This is a genomic window from Bradyrhizobium sp. MI1.4, from assembly GCF_055811315.1.
In genome coordinates, this window is record NZ_JBVVPP010000002.1 from 303,920 (window position 1) to 323,179 (window position 19,260).

General features: G+C 65.1%; 17 protein-coding genes. 8 read left to right on the top strand and 9 right to left on the bottom strand.

Annotated elements, in window-relative coordinates:
* A partial coding sequence (locus AC0L23_RS03755) for a protein-disulfide reductase DsbD domain-containing protein (RefSeq protein WP_473356771.1) occupies positions 1-847 on the bottom strand: 847 nt, incomplete at its 3' end.
* Positions 848-989: 142 nt separating this feature from the next.
* On the opposite strand from AC0L23_RS03755, the gene AC0L23_RS03760 reads away from it, so the two are divergent.
* Positions 990-1,634: a YqgE/AlgH family protein gene (locus AC0L23_RS03760; protein WP_018454636.1), complete on the top strand. Its 645-nt coding sequence runs from the start codon at positions 990-992 to the stop codon at positions 1,632-1,634.
* Between the two features lie 158 nt (positions 1,635-1,792).
* Here AC0L23_RS03760 and AC0L23_RS03765 read toward each other — a convergent pair whose 3' ends face one another.
* Together AC0L23_RS03765 and AC0L23_RS03770 are read right to left on the bottom strand one after the other, a co-directional pair.
* Complete coding sequence (locus tag AC0L23_RS03765; protein WP_085351755.1) at positions 1,793-2,680, bottom strand: TauD/TfdA dioxygenase family protein; 888 nt, start codon at positions 2,678-2,680, stop codon at positions 1,793-1,795.
* Positions 2,681-2,881: 201 nt separating this feature from the next.
* Positions 2,882-3,661 (bottom strand): SDR family NAD(P)-dependent oxidoreductase, encoded by a 780-nt coding sequence (locus AC0L23_RS03770; protein WP_085385081.1) that lies wholly within the window; start codon positions 3,659-3,661, stop codon positions 2,882-2,884.
* A gap of 99 nt (positions 3,662-3,760) precedes the next feature.
* On the opposite strand from AC0L23_RS03770, the gene AC0L23_RS03775 reads away from it, so the two are divergent.
* Together AC0L23_RS03775 and AC0L23_RS03780 are read left to right on the top strand one after the other, a co-directional pair.
* A complete protein-coding gene (locus tag AC0L23_RS03775) occupies positions 3,761-4,498 on the top strand; it encodes an SDR family NAD(P)-dependent oxidoreductase (protein WP_085351756.1) in 738 nt (245 codons plus the stop codon).
* A gap of 73 nt (positions 4,499-4,571) precedes the next feature.
* A complete protein-coding gene (locus AC0L23_RS03780; protein WP_018454632.1) occupies positions 4,572-4,940 on the top strand; it encodes a CsbD family protein in 369 nt (122 codons plus the stop codon).
* A 174-nt stretch (positions 4,941-5,114) separates the two neighbouring features.
* Here AC0L23_RS03780 and AC0L23_RS03785 read toward each other — a convergent pair whose 3' ends face one another.
* Both AC0L23_RS03785 and AC0L23_RS03790 read right to left on the bottom strand, forming a co-directional pair.
* Positions 5,115-6,803: an SGNH/GDSL hydrolase family protein gene (locus AC0L23_RS03785; RefSeq protein ID WP_085351757.1), complete on the bottom strand. Its 1,689-nt coding sequence runs from the start codon at positions 6,801-6,803 to the stop codon at positions 5,115-5,117.
* Positions 6,804-7,018: 215 nt separating this feature from the next.
* Positions 7,019-8,416 carry a lytic murein transglycosylase gene (locus AC0L23_RS03790; protein WP_198957649.1) on the bottom strand — a complete coding sequence of 466 codons (1,398 nt, stop codon included), beginning with the start codon at positions 8,414-8,416 and terminating at the stop codon, positions 7,019-7,021.
* Positions 8,417-8,619: 203 nt separating this feature from the next.
* On the opposite strand from AC0L23_RS03790, the gene AC0L23_RS03795 reads away from it, so the two are divergent.
* A complete protein-coding gene (locus tag AC0L23_RS03795; RefSeq protein ID WP_085351843.1) occupies positions 8,620-9,495 on the top strand; it encodes a UTP--glucose-1-phosphate uridylyltransferase in 876 nt (291 codons plus the stop codon).
* A 106-nt stretch (positions 9,496-9,601) separates the two neighbouring features.
* Here the strand turns inward: AC0L23_RS03795 and AC0L23_RS03800 are convergent, their stop codons facing one another.
* A complete protein-coding gene (locus AC0L23_RS03800; protein ID WP_085385082.1) occupies positions 9,602-11,098 on the bottom strand; it encodes a sensor domain-containing diguanylate cyclase in 1,497 nt (498 codons plus the stop codon).
* Between the two features lie 144 nt (positions 11,099-11,242).
* Between AC0L23_RS03800 and AC0L23_RS03805 the strand changes: the two genes are divergently transcribed.
* Positions 11,243-11,512 carry a DUF7662 domain-containing protein gene (locus AC0L23_RS03805; protein ID WP_018454627.1) on the top strand — a complete coding sequence of 90 codons (270 nt, stop codon included), beginning with the start codon at positions 11,243-11,245 and terminating at the stop codon, positions 11,510-11,512.
* 12 nt (positions 11,513-11,524) lie between these two features.
* Here the strand turns inward: AC0L23_RS03805 and AC0L23_RS03810 are convergent, their stop codons facing one another.
* Positions 11,525-14,401 (bottom strand): EAL domain-containing protein, encoded by a 2,877-nt coding sequence (locus tag AC0L23_RS03810; RefSeq protein WP_026232774.1) that lies wholly within the window; start codon positions 14,399-14,401, stop codon positions 11,525-11,527.
* Between the two features lie 154 nt (positions 14,402-14,555).
* On the bottom strand, positions 14,556-15,554 hold the full coding sequence (locus tag AC0L23_RS03815; RefSeq protein WP_085385083.1) for an NAD(P)H-quinone oxidoreductase: 999 nt from the start codon (positions 15,552-15,554) through the stop codon (positions 14,556-14,558).
* A 111-nt stretch (positions 15,555-15,665) separates the two neighbouring features.
* Between AC0L23_RS03815 and AC0L23_RS03820 the strand changes: the two genes are divergently transcribed.
* Both AC0L23_RS03820 and rcdA read left to right on the top strand, forming a co-directional pair.
* The gene (locus AC0L23_RS03820) at positions 15,666-15,857 is read left to right on the top strand and encodes a DUF1192 domain-containing protein (RefSeq protein ID WP_007605502.1); all 192 of its coding nucleotides are present in this window, start codon (positions 15,666-15,668) and stop codon (positions 15,855-15,857) included.
* Positions 15,858-16,389: 532 nt separating this feature from the next.
* On the top strand, positions 16,390-16,899 hold the full coding sequence (rcdA, locus tag AC0L23_RS03825) for a protease adaptor protein RcdA (protein WP_085361612.1): 510 nt from the start codon (positions 16,390-16,392) through the stop codon (positions 16,897-16,899).
* A gap of 88 nt (positions 16,900-16,987) precedes the next feature.
* Here rcdA and rpmE read toward each other — a convergent pair whose 3' ends face one another.
* Positions 16,988-17,215 carry a 50S ribosomal protein L31 gene (gene rpmE / locus AC0L23_RS03830; protein ID WP_018454622.1) on the bottom strand — a complete coding sequence of 76 codons (228 nt, stop codon included), beginning with the start codon at positions 17,213-17,215 and terminating at the stop codon, positions 16,988-16,990.
* Positions 17,216-17,427: 212 nt separating this feature from the next.
* Here rpmE and AC0L23_RS03835 point away from each other — a divergent pair, with 212 nt between their 5' ends.
* Positions 17,428-19,254 carry an ABC transporter ATP-binding protein/permease gene (locus tag AC0L23_RS03835; protein WP_085351760.1) on the top strand — a complete coding sequence of 609 codons (1,827 nt, stop codon included), beginning with the start codon at positions 17,428-17,430 and terminating at the stop codon, positions 19,252-19,254.
* The last annotated feature ends 6 nt before the right edge of the window (positions 19,255-19,260 follow it).

Sequence of the window (19,260 nt, forward strand, 5' to 3'; positions counted from 1 at the left end):
CCCACACCCACACCTTTTTTTTTTCCACCCGCCCCTCCGGCGCCGCCCCCCCCGCCTCCCCCGCCGGCGGGGCGCGGGGGGGGGGGGCGCGGGGGGCCAGGCCGTCGAGTTCTAAATAAAATCGCTTCACGCCCGGTGGGCTGGGCTCGACCGGCGCCGGGATGGGCAGCGCCCAATCGGGCGTCGGACCTTCCACGAACAGACTGACGGTGCGCGCATCCGGAACGACCACGTCGACCACCACATTCTTGGGCCCATCACGCTTCACGTCGCGGATGGTGAGCGGATTGGGATCGCCGATGGCGGCAGGTTTGGGCACGGTGTCGAGCGCTGCACGCAAATTGGCGTCCTCGGTCGAGGCGACGCTGTTGAAGCCAAGCTCGGCGCGGGCCTCGACTGGAATGCAAAGCTTTTCGCACACCGCATAATTGATCTCGGCGCGCAACGTCACCGGCTTGTCGGCCGCCTTGGCGATGATGCGCAGGGGCAGCACGATCTGGTCGTGATAGCCGATCGAATGGCCGCCCGCGCCGTCGTCGAATTTCTGCGGGGCCGGCCACATCACCGTCACCGCTTCGACATTGTCGGATTTCGAGAAATCGAAGCGCGGCGGAACGCCGGAATCGCCCGGCATGCGCCAATAGGTTTTCCAGCCGGGCTGGATCTGGAAGGCGATACCGCCGAGCAGGACGGCGCCGCTGCGCGATCCTGCCAGCAACCGCACCGCGGAATGTCCGTCGCGCTGCCACGGCGATGCGTCGTCGGCATGGGCCGCAAGCGCCAGCGAGGACGCGAGCAGGGTTGTCGCGACGCCAATCGCCGCACGCCGGGGAACTCTTGTCAGCATGGTACGTCTTTACAGGGTCGCCCGGCGGCAAACCATTGAATTGCTTGTGATGGATGCACTTGAATCAAGTCCCTGAAAGCCTTGATTTGACAGCGGCCCGGCCCGACATCAGGATAGGAATTGAAACCGGAGTGCTTCACCGATGGCTCCCACAGGCAAGAGGACGGGCGAAAGCACCCGCAAGCCAGCCCCCGCGCTCCCGAGTTCGGCGGGCTACCTCGACGGCCAGCTGTTGATCGCCATGCCCGTGATGGGCGACGAGCGCTTCGAGCGCTCGGTGATCTATCTCTGCGCCCACTCCGCCGAAGGCGCGATGGGCATCATCGTCAACCATCCGGCCGGCAGCATCGACTTCCCCGAGCTGTTGCAGCAGCTCGGCATCATCAACAAGGGCGAGCACATCAAGCTGCCGGAGAATGCCGAAAGCATGAAGGTGCTGCGCGGCGGTCCGGTCGATACCGGCCGCGGCTTCGTGCTGCATTCCAGCGATTTCTACATCGAGAATGCGACGCTCCGGATCGACGACGGCGTCTGCCTCACCGCGACCGTCGACATCCTGCGCGCGATCGCCAACGGCTCCGGCCCCAAGCACGCCATCCTGGCGCTCGGCTATGCCGGCTGGGCGCCGGGCCAGCTCGAGACCGAAATCCAGAGCAATGGCTGGCTGCATTGCGACGCGGATTCGGATTTGATCTTCGGCGACGACGTCGACGAAAAATACGGACGCGCGCTGCGCAAGATCGGCATCGATCCCGGCATGCTCTCGAACGAGGCGGGGCACGCGTAGCGCCTCAGTGTCGTCCTGGCGAAGGCCAGGACCCATTACCCAGGCTGCAATTGTTGAAGCAGGCTGGCAACCACCAGCCTTCGCCGAACTGGACACCGGTGGTAATGGGTCCTGGATCGGCGCTGCTTCGCTCGCTGGTCCAGGACGACTATGGAAAACTACTCCGCCGCCTGCTGCTGCACCGTTGGCTCCGTGCCCGCCACCGTCGCGCGGCGCATGTCACGGGGCTGCGACTGGTCGTAGCGGCGGACGCGGTGCATGGTCTGCCGGTTGTCCCACATCACGAGGTCATGCAGCTTCCATTTGTGGACGTAGACGAACTCGCTTTGTGTGGCGTGCTCGTTGAGATCGCGCAGCAGCAGCCTTCCCTCGGGGACGCTCATGCCGACAATCTTGCCGGCATGCGATGAGAGATAGAGCGACTTGCGGCGATGGACCGGGTGGGTGCGCACGAGACGTTGCAGCACCGGCTTGAACATCTCCTTCTCCTCGTCGGTGTATTCGGTGAAGCCCAGCGATCCCCGCGAATACATCAGCGAGTGCTCGCAGACGAGATCCTCGATCTCCGCCTTGGTCTCGTCGTCGAGCGCGTCATAGGCCGCCCGCATGTCGGCGAATTCGGTATTGCCGCCCTTCGGGTTGAGCACGCGGGCCGACAGCAGCGAGAATTTTGCCGGGATAGGGCGGAACGAGCTGTCGGAATGCCACAAGCAATTGCCGAGGTTGAACAGGTGCGCGCGGCTGTCCTTTGCCAGCGGCTTGCCGTCCTTGCCGAGATTGGAAACGTCGTTCAGGCCCGACTGGAGCCGGTAGTCCTTCTCCTTCGTGACCGTGCCGCCGCGCGCGTCCTCGCGCTGGCCGAAGTTTAGCGCAAAGGCCATCTGCTGTTCGTCGGTGATGTCCTGGTCGTGGAACACCAGCACTGCATATTTGTCCATGGCGGCTTCGATCTCGCGCGCCTCGGCCTCGGTGAGAGGTTGCCGCAGGTCGAGGCCCGAGACCTCGCCGACAAAATGTTTGTGAAGCTGCCGGATGGCGATCGTCATGACGTTTCTCCCGCGAACCGCGAGCGGTTGGTCCCGCTCTGTCGAGGAAAAAGTTACTCACGTAACAAGCGATGTCAACGCTGGGCGCGCATAGCTGCCCGTAGCCCGGATGGAGCGAAGCGTAATCCGGGGAGTCTTCCTGCCAGGTGAGAACCCCGGATTGCGCTGCGCTCCATCCAGGCTACGCACCTTTGGTGCCGCTTACGCGTTGCGCGCCATCAGGCCGCCGTCGACAGGGATGACCGCGCCGGTGAGGAAGGACGCTGCCGGCAGGCACAGGCTCAGCGTCATGTGCGCGACCTCTTCGGGATCACCGTAGCGGCCGAGTGCCGTGCGGCGCTTGGCGTAGATGGTCTTGTGCTCTTCCGAGATCCGGTCGGTGATGGCGGTGCGGATCGGTCCCGGGCAAATGCAGTTGACGGTGATGCCCTCGCGGCCAAGCTCCACCGCGAGCGAGCGGGTGAGGCTGGCGACGCCGCCCTTCGCCGCCGAATAGGGGCTGTGCAATGCGGTGGCGCCGAGCGCCTCGGTCGAGGCGATGTTGACGATGCGCGGGCTCTTCGACTTGCGCAAGTGAGGCAGCGCGGCGCGGATGATGCGCGGATGCGCCGTCAGCATCACCGCGAGGCCCTTGGCCCAGGCTTCCTCATAGGCGTCGTCGTCGATCGCGACGCGCACGGAGATGCCGGCATTGTTGACGATGATGTCGAGTCCACCGAAATGTGCAGCGACGTCGCCGACCACGCGCTTGATCTTATCGCCGTCGGCAACGTCGAGCTTCCAGGCTTTCGCGGCGCCGCCGCTTGCCACGATCTCCTTCGCGACGGCCAGCGCGCCCTGCTCGTCATAATCGGTGACGGCAACGTTCGCGCCCTCAGTGGCAAACACGCGCGCCGTCGCGCGTCCCATGCCGCTGGCCGCGCCGGTAACGAGAACGGTCAGGCCCTTCACGGACCGGCTGAGTTGTTTGAAATCGGCCATGCTGTTTCCTCTGAGCCCTGCTTGTTCTTGTTGTGATTGACAAGGCTGTCATCGATCCGCAGACAGGTCAAACAAGCAAGACAATGGGAGAGGCCAGCGATGACGAACGAGCTCGATTTCTCAGGCAAGCAGGTGCTGGTTGTCGGCGGATCCAGCGGCATCGGCAACGGCATTGCGCAAGCCTTTCGCGTCAGGGGCGCGCAAGTTGCGGTCTGCGGCACGCGTGCTCACGCGAAGGAATATTCGCAAGCTGAAGGCTCGGATCTCACCGGTCTTTCCTATGCGCAGCTCGACGTCGGCAATGCCGGAGCGGTCGAAGCGTTCAAGCCGTCGTTCGATCGGCTCGATATCCTGGTGCTCGCACAGGGCGTGGTGCTCTATCGCCGCGGCGAGTTCGAGATGGCGGGCTTTCGCAAGGTCGTCGAGGTCAATTTGATGAGCCTGATGGCCTGCGCCACGCGCTTCCATCCCATGTTGCGGGACGCGCGGGGATCGCTGATTATGGTGTCCTCGACCGCGGCCTATCATTCCACCATGGGCAATCCCGCTTACAACGCGTCGAAGACCGGCGCGGTCGGACTAACCCGGACGCTGGGCGAGGCCTGGGCCGAAGATGACATCCGCGTCAACGGCATCGCGCCCGGTCTGGTCGACACCAAGATGACGAAGGTGACGACCGACAATCCCAAGCGGCTCGAAGGTGCACTTTCACGCATTCCGCTGCGGCGATTGGGCACCCCGGCTGACATGGCGGGCGCGGCGCTGTTCCTGGCATCGCCGCTGTCGTCCTACATCATCGGCCAGACATTGGTCGTCGACGGCGGGCTGATTCTCTGAGTCCAATTTCAAGTCAGATGGAACTGCGCCGCTCCTGATCGGTTACTTGGGCTGACCCCCGAGGAGGAGCATCATGGATAAGGATCGGATTGTCGGATCGGCCAAGGAATTCGCCGGACGCGCGGAAGGCGCTATCGGAGATTTGGCTAGCGATACGCAGACACAGGCGTCCGGCAAGGCACGCGAAGCCGCCGGCAGTGTGCAGAATCTTTACGGCCAGGCCAAGGATGCCGTACGTGACGCCACGGACACCGCGGCAAGCTATGCCAAGGACGCCTACGACAAGCCGGCCGAAACGTTGCGTGACGGCTCGCAGGCGATTGCCCAGAAGGTGCAGGACAACCCGATGGGCGCGCTGCTGGTCGCCGGCGGCATCGGCTTTGCACTGGCACTGCTGATGGCGCGGCCTTCGCGCCGCCCGCCGCCGCGCTGGCGCTACTAGGCTAAAGCCAACGCGCGATAAGCATCAGGGCCCCGGACGCAGCGCGGCGCGTACGCCGCGTTGCCGAGCCGGGGCCCATTCTTTTTGTGACTGTCGGACGAGCTGGGTCCCGGCTCTGCGCAGCAGCGTTTCCCGCTGCAGCGCGTCCGGGACACGAGAGCTCAGCTTAGAAAATTATCGGAACACTTCCGCCGATCGCCCGACGTTGCCAGGCGGACGCGGGATCGCAGGGTTGGGATTCGGATTGCGCGGCGCCGGCGCCAATTGACGCGGCGGGGGCGGCGGCGAGCCAAAGCCGAAGAAATCGCGCATCGATGGCGCTGCCTGTGCCGGTTGCTGCGGCGCCGGTGGCTTCTTCGGCGCAAGCTTTGGCGGGGCGATCGCCGCGGCCGCACCCGGCGTACCGCGATCGGGTGTCGTCGTGGCGACCGGCGTATCGCCCTTGGCCTGCTCGCGGCCGACTTCGCGGCGCGGCCAGGCATAATCGTCGGCGCGGCCGGCGGGCGCAGCCAGTGGCTCGCCCTTCACCATCGTCTTCGCAGCGAGCGCATCGACGGCGGCAGGACGTGAGCCCGGCCCACCCAGCAATTGATCGGTCGAGATCGAGGCCGCAACCAGCGGCACGATCGGACCGGCCAGCGGCCGCGGCGCGGGCTTGCCGGGTTCGGCACTGGTGTCGGGGGTCGCCGGTTCGCTCGGCAGCGCGATCGGGCCGGAGCGCCCGGCGAGCAGGCGGGTGATCTCGCGCTCGACATAGTGGGCGAGCTTGCGCGCGCCGGGTTTCGTGAAATAGACGCCGTCACCGCTGCGGAGCTGACGGATCTGGCCTTCGAAGTCCGGGCCCTTCTGCAAGAAGCGGCCGGCTTCGTCGACAAAGCCGTCCCAGACGTCGACATAGGTGATGCCGGCCTTGGCCGCGCCTTCGCGATAGAGCGAATCCAGGAACAGCATGTCCGCAGTGCCCTTGGGGCCACGGATGGCGGGCAGGCCGACCCAGAGCACCGGCACGCCCTTGGACTTGAGGACGTTGGCGAGCTCCTCGATCTTCTTGCCGTAGAGCTCGACCCAGCGCTCGTCGCGGAATTCGTAAAGGCCGTTCGGGTTGCGCGCGGTCTTCTCGGGCGCGGCGACCGCCGGTGCGTCAGCGTTGTCGGCATCATCCTGCGGCAGGTCGGCATCGGCCGGCTTGTCATCCGGCTTCGCGGCGGTGTCGCCGGGCTTGGCATCGGCAGGCTTGGCCGGTGGTTTGCCGCGCGCGCCCTTGTCGTTCTTCTTGTCCTTGTCCGTCGCCTTGTCCGATTTATCGGGTGCTGCCGCCTCGCGGATCGCGATGCGGTCGTTGAGGCCGAGCATCACCACGATCACGTCGGGCTTCTCGGTCTCGAGAATGCCCTTCGCAGCAGCGGTCCAGTCCGAGGGCTCGCCTTTGGGCTGGTACTTGATCAGGCCCGACGTGGTCTTGTGCTTGCGGATCACGCCCATGTCGGGCTGCTCGGTGTAGGCGTCCTCCAGGCCGTAGGCGAGCCAGTCAGCCATGGCGTCGCCGATCACCAGCACGTTCCTGTCGGGAATGGTGTCGCGCTTGGCCGGCGCCGGTGCGCGCGAAAAATCCTGGCGCGGCGCTTGCGGCTGTTGCTGCTGGAACGGCGCGAAGAAGTCGCCGCCGAACCATCCGCCGCCTCCGCCTCCGCCGTTGCGCGGCGGCGGCGGAGCCGAGCGCTGCGGCGGGCCGCCGAAGCCGGGGAAGTTGAAGAACTGCGCCGAGGCGGGTCCCGCGACCGACACCAGAATCGCAAGCGCCGTCCCCAGCGCGATCAGCGGGCCAGTCTCGGTCAGCACCTTGAACAGGGACTTCTTCGACATGCGATCTCGGCACGTGCAATAGGGATCAGGACAGGCTCGATATAATAACGGAATCGGGCGCCAAACGGGCAGATTCTCTTTCAGATTCTCTTCAGATCCTTGAGATTCTGGGCCCAGATTCTCGGCCCAGAATTATTGGCCCATACACGGCGAACCGCCGCCCCGGTCAAGACTGCCGGCCAAAATCCCTGTTCAGGGTTACTTTCGGCGCGATTTTATTGCCCGCGCAGCCGATTCAGCGCATCAGAGGAGGCAAATCCGTCCGCGGGGACCCCGATCGAGGCCTGGAAGTTGCGCAGGGCTTCCCGGGTCTGGCCGCCGAACTGGCCGTCCGGGGTGCCCTTGTAGAAGCCGCGCTGGGCCAGCAGCTGCTGGAGTTCCAGCCGCTCGGTCCGGGACAGCTCCCGTTCCTGCCGCGGCCAGGGCTGAACGAACGGCTGGCCGCCGCGGAGGCGATCGGCGAAATGGCCAATCGCCAGCGCATAGGCCTCGGCCGGGTTGTACTTCATGATGACCCGGAAGTTCTGCAGCATCAGGAAGCCGGGCCCTTGGGCACCGGCCGGCGCCAGCAGATAGGCCTTCTCGGCTGGATGCGGGAAGGGCTGGTTGGTCGGGCGCTTGAGGCCGAGCTTCTCCCACTGCGCTACCGTCATCGCCTTGGCGCGGTCGGCCAGCATGTAGTTGAAGCCTTGGGGCACCACGACCTCGTAGCCCCAGGTCTGGCCGGCCTGCCAGCCGTCCTTCTTCAGATTGTTGGCGGTCGACGCAATCAGGTCGGAGGGATTGTCGACGACGTCACGCCGGCCGTCGCCGTCGCCGTCCACGGCAAAGCGCTTGAATGCGGTCGGCATGAACTGGGTCGGGCCGAAGGCGCCGGCCCAGGAGCCGCGCAATTGTTCGGGCCTGAGATCGCCGCGGTTGAGGATCTCCAGCGCGGAGAGGAATTCGTCCTTGAAGTAAGCCTGGCGGCGGCCGATGCAGGCGAGCGTCGCGGTCGATTGCAGCACGCTGCGGTCGCCCATCTGCGTCGAGTAGTTGGACTCGATGCCCCAGATCGAGGCGATGACATAACGATCGACGCCGGTGGCTTTTTCGGTGGCCTCGAACTGCGCCTTGTATTTGGCCAGGACCTCGCGGCCCTTGGCGAGGCGGTTGTCGTTCACGAGGATGTCGAGATAATCCCAAATCGACTTGGTGAACTCGGGCTGCGAATCCATCAGGTCCATGATGCGCAGATCGGGCGCGAGGCCTGCCGTGAAGCGCTGGAAATCTTCCTGCGTGATGTTGCGCCGTGCGGCATCGGGCCACATGCCTGCGACGCAATTGTTGAAGTTACCCGCGGCCTCTCGGATCGCGGCGGCTGTCATCAGCGGATGCCCGGAGGCGCCATCCTCGCCGGTCCAAGGTTGAACTCCCGTTTGAGCGCCGCTGGGCCCGGGCGCTGCTGGCGAAGGCGCCTGGTTCGGGCCGGAGAAAATACCGCCGAACAGATTGGACAAACCGTTCTGAGCCTGCGCGCTGGCGGGAAGTGGGAACAGCAGGGCGGTCGCAATCATCGTCGCACCGGTCACGGACCCGCCCCGTTTTGCCAGCCCTGCCATTGATTGCATCATGTCCACACCTGTCCGGCCAAAATCCGCCCTCAGGAGGCCTGGTTACGGTTGCCAACAGCTTAACAAAGGTGAAATTTTGATGGTGGCCTTTTTCTTAACTCTGTGAGGATGAGGCCCCACATCCGCCTTTGTTGGCGGCTGCAAACAAGCTAGCAAGATGCCATTGCTCCCTTCACGTGTTCCTCAGGTATTCGATCAATCCCATGAAAATCCGCAAAGCCGTATTTCCCGTTGCCGGCCTCGGCACCCGCGTCCTGCCCGCCACCAAGGCGATGCCGAAGGAAATGCTGACGATCGTCGACAAGCCGCTGATCCAGTACGTCTATGACGAGGCCCGGGAAGCCGGCATCGAGCACTTCATCTTTGTCACCGGCCGCAACAAAAATGTCATCGAAGATCATTTCGACCGGATGTTCGAGCTCGATGCGACGCTGGCCGCGCGCGGCAAGAAGACCGAGCAGGACGTTCTGGCGCAGAACCAGCCGGAGGCCGGCGCCGTCAGCTTCACCCGCCAGCAGGCGCCGCTCGGCCTCGGTCACGCGGTCTGGTGCGCACGCGACATCGTCGGCAACGAACCGTTCGCGGTCGTGCTGCCGGACGAACTCGTGCTCAATTCGCCCGGCTGCCTGAAGCAGATGATCGACACCGCCAGCAAGCTCGGCGAAAAATCCAACGTCATCGCGGTCGAGGCGGTGCCCGACCATCTGACCCATCAATACGGCATCTGCGGCGTCGGCAAACGCACCGGCAAGATGTTCGAGGTCGACGGCATGGTCGAGAAGCCGGCCAAGGGCACCGCGCCCTCCAACCTCTCGATCACCGGCCGCTACATCCTGCAGCCGGAGATCTTCAAGATCCTGGAGACCCAGGAGCGCGGCGCCGGCGGAGAGATCCAGCTCACCGATGCCATGATCGGCCTCGCCAGATCGCAAAGCTTCTACGGCGTCGAGTTCGAGGGCGAGCGCCATGATTGCGGCTCCAAGCCCGGCTTCCTCCGCGCCAACATCGCCTACGGACTGAAGCGGCCGGAGCTGCGTGACGGGCTCATTGCGGAAATGAAGAAGTATTTGGGGCAGTAGCGCTCCGATCGTCATTGCGAGGAGCGAAGCGACGAAGCAATCCAGGCTGTCTTCGCGGAGACAGTCTGGATTGCTTCGCTTCGCTCGCAATGACGAAACGAAACCCTCACGCCACTAGCGACAGCTTCGGCAAGCTTGCGACCACCGACTGGTTGCGGCCGCCGGCTTTTGCGGCGTAGAGCGCCTTGTCGGCGGCGGCGACCAGGATCGGCCAGTCCATGCCGGTGGTGGGAACGAGGCTCGCGATGCCGCAGGACACCGTGGAGCTCGTGTGGTCGTCGGACCATCCCTGCACCTTGGCGCGGATCTTCTCGGCCACCAGGAGGGCGTCCGTGACCGAGGTGCCCGGCAGCAGCACGGCGAATTCCTCACCGCCATAGCGCGCGGCGCAGTCGCCGGCGCGGCTCACCGAATCGGAAATGCAGATGGCGATGCCGACCAGCACCTGGTCGCCGGCCTGGTGGCCGAACGTGTCGTTGTAGGCCTTGAAGTGATCGGCATCGATCATCAACAGCGCGATCGGCGTCTGCTGCCGCATCGCGCGGCGCCATTCGACGTCGATCACCTGGTCGAACTTGCGGCGGTTCTTCAGACCGGTGAGCGCGTCGGTCGTCGCCATCTGCTCGAGCTTGCGCTCGGCCTCGGCGCGCCGGCCGATCTCGCGCGCGAGCACCAGCGTCGATGCCAGCATGAACAGGCTGAGCGCCACGACCACGGCGCCGATGCGGTAGGCTTCCCTCTGCCAGAGCTCGAACACGGTGTTCAGTGGCTTACCTGCCACCACGAATAGCGGGCTGGTCCCACCGCTGCGGACATAGAGCCGCGGCGTGCCGTCGATCGGCCCCTGTCCGGCGAATGCGCTGCCGACCTTCAGATTTTCGGCCTTCCAGACCGGCCGGTCGGCCAGATTCGTGCCGATCACGTCGAGATCAAACGGCCGCCGCATCATGACGGTACGGTCGCGCCTGAGCACGGTGATGGTATCGTCGGGATCGAGGCTCAGCCGCTCGAACAATTCGTGGAAATAGCTGAAGCGGATCGAGCCGGCGACGACGCCGAGGAAGCCGCCGTCGGTGTCGCTGATGCGCCGGCTCAGCACGATCGAATAAGCGCCGCGGAACAGCATGGGACGGCTGATGAAGAGCCCGGCTTGCGGATTGTCCCGATGGGCCTTGAAGTAATCCTCGTCGCCCCGGTTCACGACAACGGGATCGAGCGTCGAGGCGTCAATGGTCAACCGGCCGTCGGCGTCGAACACCTGGATCGCGCCGAAATGCCTCGCCGTGGTCGAATGGTCGAACAGGATGAGGTGACGGATCGGCTTCGAGACCGTGGCGATTTCCGGCAGCAGCATGTTGCTGGCGACCGCCTTAAGGGCCAGATCGTAGATCTCGATGTTGCGGCTGACGTCGGACTCGATGGTCGTCGCCAGGTTTTCCAGCGTCTGGCGGGCGAGCGCCTCCTCGCCGCGGCGCATGTCCAGCATGACGTTGACGCAAATGGCGGAAAAGCCGATCACCGTCACCACGGACGAGATGATCAGCAGCTTCGCCGAAAGCCGCCATGGCCGGCGGGCCGTGACGTCGCGCCATCGAGACAACATCGTTTGCTCCCGACACCAGTGAATGCGCCCGAAAGCTTGAGTAGTGTTTAAGCCGGGACGGCGCTGCCGGAATGAGTTAAAAATTGGTTTCCGCGGCTCACGTTTTTGGGCAAAGCGGAGCTTCGACCAGCGAAGAGGACAGCGGTGAACGACTACGACGCGTTGCGCGATTATCTGATGCGGCAGAAGCAGGCGGAATTCGTGCTGACCTATGAACAGATCGAAGAGATTATCGGCGCGGCCCTGCCGCGCGCGGCGAATCGTGCCTCATGGTGGGACAGCCTGCGCAGCCCGGATATCCAGATGCCGCAACGCGAAGCCTGCCTCGCCGCGGGTTTCAAGGCGATGCGGATGCCGGACGGTGCGAGCGTGCGGTTCACCAAGCTGAAGAGTGACCGGCGCAGGCCTGGGTGAGGCGAAGGGAAGCTAGCTCGCCGCTTCCAGGCGCACTTCCGTGAGCAGGCGCATCGCGGCGTCGGCATCCATGGGTTCGCCAAAGGCAAACCCTTGCGCGTATTCGCAGCCCATCTGGTAGAGCTCGACCGCGTCGGAATCGGTCTCGGCACCTTCGGCGACCACGTCCATGCCGAGGTCGTGCGCGAGCGCGATGATGGACTTCAGGATCACCGGGCGGGTGCCGCGGTTGGTGGTGCGCACGAAGGACTGGTCGATCTTGATGGTGTCGAACGGGAAGCGCTGCAGATAGGCCAGTGACGAATGGCCGGTGCCGAAATCGTCGAGCGACAGCCCGGTGCCGAGTTCGCGGATGCGCGTCAGCATCTGCGCCGCGTGCTCCGGATTCTCCATCACCAGCGATTCCGTCAGCTCCAGCTTCAGCGTGCCGCGCGCGACCGAGGAGCGCGACAGCACGGTGCGGATGTCGTGGATCAGATCGTGGCGCAGCAATTGCCGCGAGGAGACGTTGACCGATGCGAAGATCGGCTCGCGCGAGCGCATCGCGCGCTGCCAGATCGAGAGCTGCTTGGCGGTCTGGTCGAGCACGAACATGCCAAGGTCGATGATCAGGCCAGTCTCTTCCGCGATGGTGATGAATTCCGAGGGCGCCATGCGTCCGAGCTTGGGATGATCCCAGCGCACCAGCGCCTCGAAGCCGGCGACCGAACGGTCTTCAAGCCGCACGATCGGCTGGTACAGGATCGTGAGCTCCTGCCGCTCGATGGCGCGGCGCAGTTCGCTCTCCAGCGTCAGCCGGTCGGTTTTTCGCGCGCGCATCGCGGACTTGTAGACGTCGATGCGGTCGCCGCCGATGCGCTTGGAGTGATACATCGCGAGCTCGGCGTCCTTGATGATCTCGTCCGTGAGCTGAACTTGCGGATCGGACAAGGCGAGGCCGATCGAGGCCGTGAGAAAGATCTCGCGTTCGTTGAAGGCGATCGGCGCGCGGATGGTCTTGCGGATGGTCTCGGCGAAGGCGGTGATGCGGGCGGGGTCCTGCTCCGAGAGCAGGATCAAGCCGAACTGGTCGCCGGCGAGCCGCGCCAGTGTATCCTGCGGCTTCAGGATGCGGGTGAGGCGGCGGGCCAGCGTCAGCAGGATGGAATCGCCGACCGCGATGCCGACGGAATCGTTGACCTGCTTGAAGCGGTCGAGGTCGATCACCATCAGCGTCGGCCGCAGCGTCGGCATGGTCTTGGCGAAATGCGCGACGGCGCCGAGCCGGTCCATGAACAGCTTGCGGTTGGGCAGGCCGGTGAGATTGTCATGCACCGAATCGTGCAGCAGGCGCTCCTCGGCGTTGCGCAGCTCGGTGACGTCGGTGAGGGTGCCGACCACGCGCGAGACCTCGCCGTCGGAGCCGACCACCGGGCGCGCCTTCAGCGCGAACCACATGAAGTGACCGTCCGGCGTGCGCAGGCGGAAATCCTGCACCAAGCGGCCGCGGCGCTGGTCGAGCACGCTGTCGAGCGCGGCGCGGAAACGGTCCTGGTCGAGCGGGTGCAGCACTTCGAGCCAGGAGGCGGCCGGGCCTTCCAGCGTGCCGCGCTTGAGGCCGAGCAGGGCCTCGGTCTCAGGGCTGGTAAAGACCTTGTCGGCGGACACGTCCCAGTCCCAGATCAAATCGCCGGAACCGGCCAGCGCCAGCGCGCGGCGCTCGATGTCGGAGACGACGCCGGTGGTGGCGCCGCCGCCGGCGAACGCATGCTGCATCACCGTGAAGCCGATCAGCATCACGATCAGCACGAGGCCGCCGAGCAGCGCAGGGCCGACGATGTCGTTGGTGACGGAGCCTGCGACCGTCATGCCGGCCGCGACCACCCAGACCACCAGCAGGAACCAGGTCGGGATCAGCAGCACAGCGCGGTCGAAGCCGTGGGTGGAGAGATAGACGATCAGCGCGAAGCCGGCGAAGGCAATCAGCACCAGCGATATGCGCGCGATGCCGGAGGCCACCGCAGGGTCGAACAGGGCCAGCGCCACCAGTGATCCCAGGAACGCGAGCCAGCCCACGGTGATGTGGGAATAGCGCACGTGCCATCGACTGAGATTGAGATAGGCGAACAGGAACACCAGCAGCGTCGCCGCCAGGATCGCCTCACCCGCCGCGCGCCAGATGCGCTCGGCGTTGTTCGACATGTCGAGCACCTTGCCCCAGAAGCCGAAATCGACGCCGATATAGACCAACACCGCCCAGGCCAGCGCCGCGGCGGCCGGGAACATGATGCTGCCCTTGACCACGAACAGGATTGTCAGCACCAGCGCCAGCAAGCCGGAGATGCCGATCACGATGCCCTGGTACAGCGTGAACGAGTTGACCTTGTCCTTGTAGGATTCCGGCTCCCACAGATAGAGCTGCGGCAGCTTGTCGGTGCGCAGCTCCGCGACGAAGGTGACGACCGCGCCGGGATCGAGGGTGACGCGGAAGACGTCGGCGGTCGGGCTCTCCTGCCGCTCCGGCCGGTCGCCGGTCGAGGGCGTGATGGTCGCGATGCGCGACAGCCCGAGGTCGGGCCACAGCAGCCCCGAGGAGACGATACGGTAATGCGGGGCGACGATCAGGCGGTCGAGCTGGTCGTCGGTGTTGTTGGCGAGCGCGAACACCACCCAGTTCTGGCCGCCTTCGCGGGCGCGCACCTCGATGCGGCGGACGATGCCGTCGGTGCCGGGCGCGGTCGAGACCTGGATGCGGTCGGCGTCGCTGCGCTGATGCTCGAGCACGCCGGTGAGGTCGATCGCGGGCGCGTCACCGCGGACGCTGACAGCGTCCAGCGCGCGCGCCGGGAACGCGCAGACGAGAATCATGAGGCCCAGCGCTATGGGCGCGAGGCACCTGATCAGACGCAAGGTCAGTTCTCCGCGTTCGACGCAAACTCTTCGGTGCAGGCTCTTCGGTGCACGGCGTTTTCCGAACGGAACAAGGTGGTTCGGTGCGTCGCGATAGATGCCACGAAAGCAAGGAAAATCAAAGGGTTTCCGGCTTGCCCTGTGGGCCGTTGGCCTAGACCTCCAACACAATTTTGCCAATATGTGCCGAGGTTTCCATCCGCCGGTGCGCGTCGGATGCCTTTTCCAGCGGGAAAGTGCTGTCCATCAGCGGCTTGACGCGGCCTTCGCGCAAAAGCGGCATCACTTTCGCCTCGATCGCGGCCACCATCGCCGCCTTGTCCGCATTACTACGGGGGCGCAGCGTCGAGCCGGTATGGGTCAGGCGCTTCACCATCACCTTGGCGATGTTGACGGTGACCTTGGGCCCGTTGAGGGTCGCGATCTGCACGATGCGGCCGTCGAGCGCTGCGGCGTCATAGTTGCGATCGACATAGTCGCCGGCGACCATGTCGAGGATCAGATTGGCGCCGGCATTGTTGGTCTCCGCCTTGACCACGGCGACGAAGTCTTCGGTCTTGTAGTTGATGGCACGATCCGCGCCGAGCTTGAGGCAGGCATCGATCTTGTCCTGCGATCCCACGGTGACGATCACCTTGGCGTCGAAAGCTTTTGCGAGCTGGATCGCCATGGTGCCGATGCCGGAAGAGCCGCCGTGGATCAGCAGCGTCTCGCCGGCCTTCAGGGCGCCGCGCTCGAACACATTGTGCCAGACCGTCATCAGTGTTTCCGGCAGTGCGCCGGCTTCCTTGATCGACAGCGACGGCGGCACGCTCATCGCCTGACCGTCCTGCGCGATGCAGTACTGCGCATAACCGCCACCGGCGACCAGCGACATCACCTTGTCACCGATCTTGTGCCGCTTGGCGTTGCTGCCGACGGCCACCACTTCGCCGGCGATTTCGAGGCCGGGCAGGTCGCTGGCGCCGGGCGGCGGCGGATAGGCGCCGGAGCGCTGCGCGACGTCGGGCCGGTTGACGCCGGCGGCCTGCACCTTGACTAGGATCTCGTCGGGGCCGGGCTGCGGCAGCGCCCGTTGTTCCGGCACCAGCACTTCCGGTCCGCCGGGTTTCGAGATGGCGACCACGGTCATTTGCGCGGGCAGCTTGTCCATGATGTGTCCTTGAGCAAAGGTGCGGGATGGAACGAGGCCATTGCTTAGCCAGCGGGGTGCAGGCTGGCAACCGCCTCAGCCGCTTGTGAGGCGAACGCAGGAGGAACCAGGATGGCGATGGAAGACGACGACCGCCCGCGCAAGAAGATCAGCCATGACATCGGACAGGATCTCTCACTGTTGTCGGTGGAAGAACTGACCGAGCGCATCGCGCTGCTCAAGGGCGAGATCGCAAGATTGGAAGAAGCCGCAACAAAGAAACGCGCCTCGCGCGATGCGGCCAACAGCGTTTTCAAGAAGTAGGCTCGAAACAATAGCTGTCGTCCCGGCGGAGGCCGGGACCCATACGCCGTGCGAGCAGTTTTCCGAAGACTCGGAGTTGCCGGCTCGCGCGACGACTTTTCCCTGTGGCTAAGGGCCCCCCGTGCGCAATTGCGCACTAGGCCGGGGCGACGGGGAGAGTTTGTTCCGCAGCTCACTCGCCACTGACCGACATGGCTAACGAACCCTCAAGATAATCGCTCGTTTACTCCACATTAAGCTTTCGAGTTTATGACTGGGAACTGTCCTTGTTTGGACACCGAGTGGCTCCTGTCCACTCTGTTTGACGCCTCCCTGTTATCAACTTTCAAAGCCGCCGGTTTTCCGGCGGCTCTTTTTTTTGCGCCCAGCTCCGCTTTTTTTCGTCTCGCACCGGTTGAATTCCGGGCAAAGACCCGCGGAAACCATATCCGCGCTTGTCACTGGACTCGGCGTCCGGCCCGCGCAATGATTTGTTCATCATAAGCCGGTGCCAAAGCCGGGCAGTCAGACAGTTGCGTAAGGGGCGTTAACCATGGAACGTTTGCAAGCCGAAGGCGCTCTCGTTCAACTCAGCGAGCGGTTCACCAATTCTGCGGCGTTCGGCGTTCTGTTCCGTGAGGGCATGGACCTGGTCGAGGAGACCGCCGCCTATCTCGATGGCGCCGGCCGCTCCGAGGCCAAGGCGCTCGATCGTGCCGTCAGCCTCACCTATGCGACCGAGAGCATGCGCCTGACCACCCGCCTGATGCAGCTCGCCTCGTGGCTGCTGCTGCATCGCGCCGTGAAGGAAGGCGAGATGACGCTGGGCCAGGCCAATCGCGAAAAGACCAAGGTCAAGCTCTCCGCCGCCGATCCCGGTCCCACCGACACCATCGAGAAGCTGCCGTCGCAGCTCCAGGATCTGATCCATCGCTCGATGAGCCTCCAGACTCGCGTGCGCCGCCTGGACACCACCATCCACACCCCGCCGGTCGATCATTCCTCGATCGGCAACCCGCTGGTGCCGCATCTCAACGCGTTGAAGGCGGCGTTCGAGCGGTAAGCTCCCGTCACTGCGACGAGCGCCCCCAAAACAAAAAACGCCCCCGGCTCTCCGGGGGCGTTTTCGTCTCCAGCCTCGAGGGGCCGGATCAATCCTTTTTGAGAAAGCCCGAAAACTTCTTCTGGAAGCGCGAGACGCGGCCGCCGCGATCCAGCAGCTGCGCGTTGCCGCCGGTCCAGGCCGGGTGCGACTTGGGGTCGATGTCGAGGTTCAGCGTGTCGCCTTCCTTGCCCCAGGTGGAGCGGGTCAGGTACTCGGTTCCGTCGGTCATCACGACCTTAATCGTATGATAGTTCGGGTGAATTTCGGCTTTCATGGCAATTCCTCGGCGCCCCGGCGCCTCACTTGAGTGGCTATCGAATGACGGATTTGGCGCGGTCTATACCCCACGAGGCCCTGTAAAACAAGCCATTGCAGGGCCTTAGTAGGGGACCGGGCGGCCCCCTAAGGGACATCCCGGATTTGCCACTCCCGCTCGCCCGGCCTATCTGGAGCGGAGCACCTCTCTTTGTCTTTTGGTCGGATCTCATGAGCGCAGTAGAACGGCTTGAAACCGGGTCCGCGGAAGCCCCGTCGATCGAGGCCGACCTGATCGAGGCGCCGGCGAAGAGCCGCGCGAAGCTGCGGCCGCTGTTGGCGCTCGCGCCCTATGTCGCCCGCTATCGCGGCCGGGCGGCGCTGGCCTTCGTCGCGCTGACGATCGCGGCACTGACCACCCTGCTGGTGCCGGTCGCGGTGCGCAGGATGATCGATTTCGGCCTGACGCCTGAGGGCATCGAGCTGATCAACAGCTACTTCTCGGTGATGATCGCCGTCGTCGCCGTGCTCGCGCTGGCGAGTGCCGCGCGCTACTACCTCGTGATGACGATCGGCGAGCGCATCGTCGCCGATCTCAGGCGTGACGTCTTCGCCCATCTGCTGTCGCTGTCGCCGGCCTTCTTCGATTCCGCGCGCAGCGGCGAGCTGGTGTCGCGCCTCACCGCCGACACCACCCAGATCAAATCCTCCGTCGGCGCCTCGGTCTCGATCGCGCTGCGCAATCTGATGATGTTCTTCGGTGCCGCGGCGATGATGGTGATCACCAGCCCGCGGCTGTCGGGCTTCGTGCTGCTCGCCATTCCCCTGATCGTGCTGCCGCTGGTCGCCTTCGGGCGCTGGGTGCGCCGTCTGTCGCGCAATGCGCAGGACACGCTGGCCGAGGCCTCCGCCTATGCGAGCGAGCTGGTCGGTGCGATCCGTACCGTGCAGGCCTATACCAGCGAGAGCCTCGCCGAGAAGCGCTTCGGCGGCGAGGTCGAGCAGGCCTATGAAGCCGCGCGCACCTCCACGCAGGCCCGTGCCGTGCTCACCGCCATCATCATCTTCATCGTGTTCGCAAGCGTGGTCGCGATCCTCTGGATCGGCTCGCACGACGTGCTGACCGGCACCATCACGCCGGGCCGGCTCGGCCAGTTCGTGCTCTATGCGGCCTTCGCCGCGGCCGGCCTCGGCCAGCTCAGCGAAGTCTGGGGCGAGATCTCGGCGGCATCAGGCGCTGCCGAGCGCCTGTTCGAGATCCTGCATGTGCAGCCCGACATCACGGCGCCCGCTTCGCCGCGCGCGCTGCCGGTGCCGGCGCGCGGCGAAGTCGGCTTCGACCATGTCAGCTTCGCCTATCCGGCGCGGCGCGACGTCAATGTGCTCGATGCCGTGTCGTTCGCCGTGCGTCCCGGCGAGAAAGTCGCGATCGTCGGTCCGTCCGGCGCCGGCAAGAGCACGATCTTTCATCTCTTGTTGCGCTTCTACGATCCGCGCAGCGGCGCGATCTCGCTCGACGGCGTGCCGGTCAAATCCGCCGATCCCCGCGAATTCCGTTCGCGTATCGCGCTGGTGCCGCAGGAATCCAACGTGTTCGCGGCCAGTGCCCGCGACAACATCCGCTTCGGCCGACCCGATGCCACCGATGCCGAGGTCGAGCGCGCGGCCGAGCTCGCGCACGCCGCCGAGTTCATCCGCCGTCTGCCCGAAGGTTTCGACACCCCGCTCGGCGAGCGCGGCGTGACGCTGTCCGGCGGCCAGCGCCAGCGCATCGCGATTGCGCGTGCGATCCTGCGCGATGCGCCGCTGCTGCTGCTCGATGAAGCCACCTCCGCGCTCGATGCCGAAAGCGAGACGCTGGTGCAGACCGCGCTGGAAGAGCTGATGCGCCACCGCACCACGCTCGTCATCGCGCACCGCCTCGCAACCGTCTTGTCGTGCGACCGCATCCTGGTGATGGACCAGGGCCGGATCGTCGAGCAGGGCACGCATGCGGAGCTCGTCGCTGCGAACGGGCTCTATGCCAGGCTGGCGAGGTTGCAGTTCGAGGGGGCGTGAGGCGAG

Coding starts and splice junctions, on each gene's coding strand:
- AC0L23_RS03760 (WP_018454636.1), top strand. CDS start 990: ATGGCTCCCACAGGCAAGAGGACGGGCGAAAGCACCCGCAAGCCAGCC.
- AC0L23_RS03765 (WP_085351755.1), bottom strand. CDS start 2,680: ATGACGATCGCCATCCGGCAGCTTCACAAACATTTTGTCGGCGAGGTC.
- AC0L23_RS03770 (WP_085385081.1), bottom strand. CDS start 3,661: ATGGCCGATTTCAAACAACTCAGCCGGTCCGTGAAGGGCCTGACCGTT.
- AC0L23_RS03775 (WP_085351756.1), top strand. CDS start 3,761: ATGACGAACGAGCTCGATTTCTCAGGCAAGCAGGTGCTGGTTGTCGGC.
- AC0L23_RS03780 (WP_018454632.1), top strand. CDS start 4,572: ATGGATAAGGATCGGATTGTCGGATCGGCCAAGGAATTCGCCGGACGC.
- AC0L23_RS03785 (WP_085351757.1), bottom strand. CDS start 6,803: ATGTCGAAGAAGTCCCTGTTCAAGGTGCTGACCGAGACTGGCCCGCTG.
- AC0L23_RS03790 (WP_198957649.1), bottom strand. CDS start 8,416: ATGATGCAATCAATGGCAGGGCTGGCAAAACGGGGCGGGTCCGTGACC.
- AC0L23_RS03795 (WP_085351843.1), top strand. CDS start 8,620: ATGAAAATCCGCAAAGCCGTATTTCCCGTTGCCGGCCTCGGCACCCGC.
- AC0L23_RS03800 (WP_085385082.1), bottom strand. CDS start 11,098: ATGTTGTCTCGATGGCGCGACGTCACGGCCCGCCGGCCATGGCGGCTT.
- AC0L23_RS03815 (WP_085385083.1), bottom strand. CDS start 15,554: ATGGACAAGCTGCCCGCGCAAATGACCGTGGTCGCCATCTCGAAACCC.
- AC0L23_RS03820 (WP_007605502.1), top strand. CDS start 15,666: ATGGCGATGGAAGACGACGACCGCCCGCGCAAGAAGATCAGCCATGAC.
- rcdA (WP_085361612.1), top strand. CDS start 16,390: ATGGAACGTTTGCAAGCCGAAGGCGCTCTCGTTCAACTCAGCGAGCGG.
- rpmE (WP_018454622.1), bottom strand. CDS start 17,215: ATGAAAGCCGAAATTCACCCGAACTATCATACGATTAAGGTCGTGATG.
- AC0L23_RS03835 (WP_085351760.1), top strand. CDS start 17,428: ATGAGCGCAGTAGAACGGCTTGAAACCGGGTCCGCGGAAGCCCCGTCG.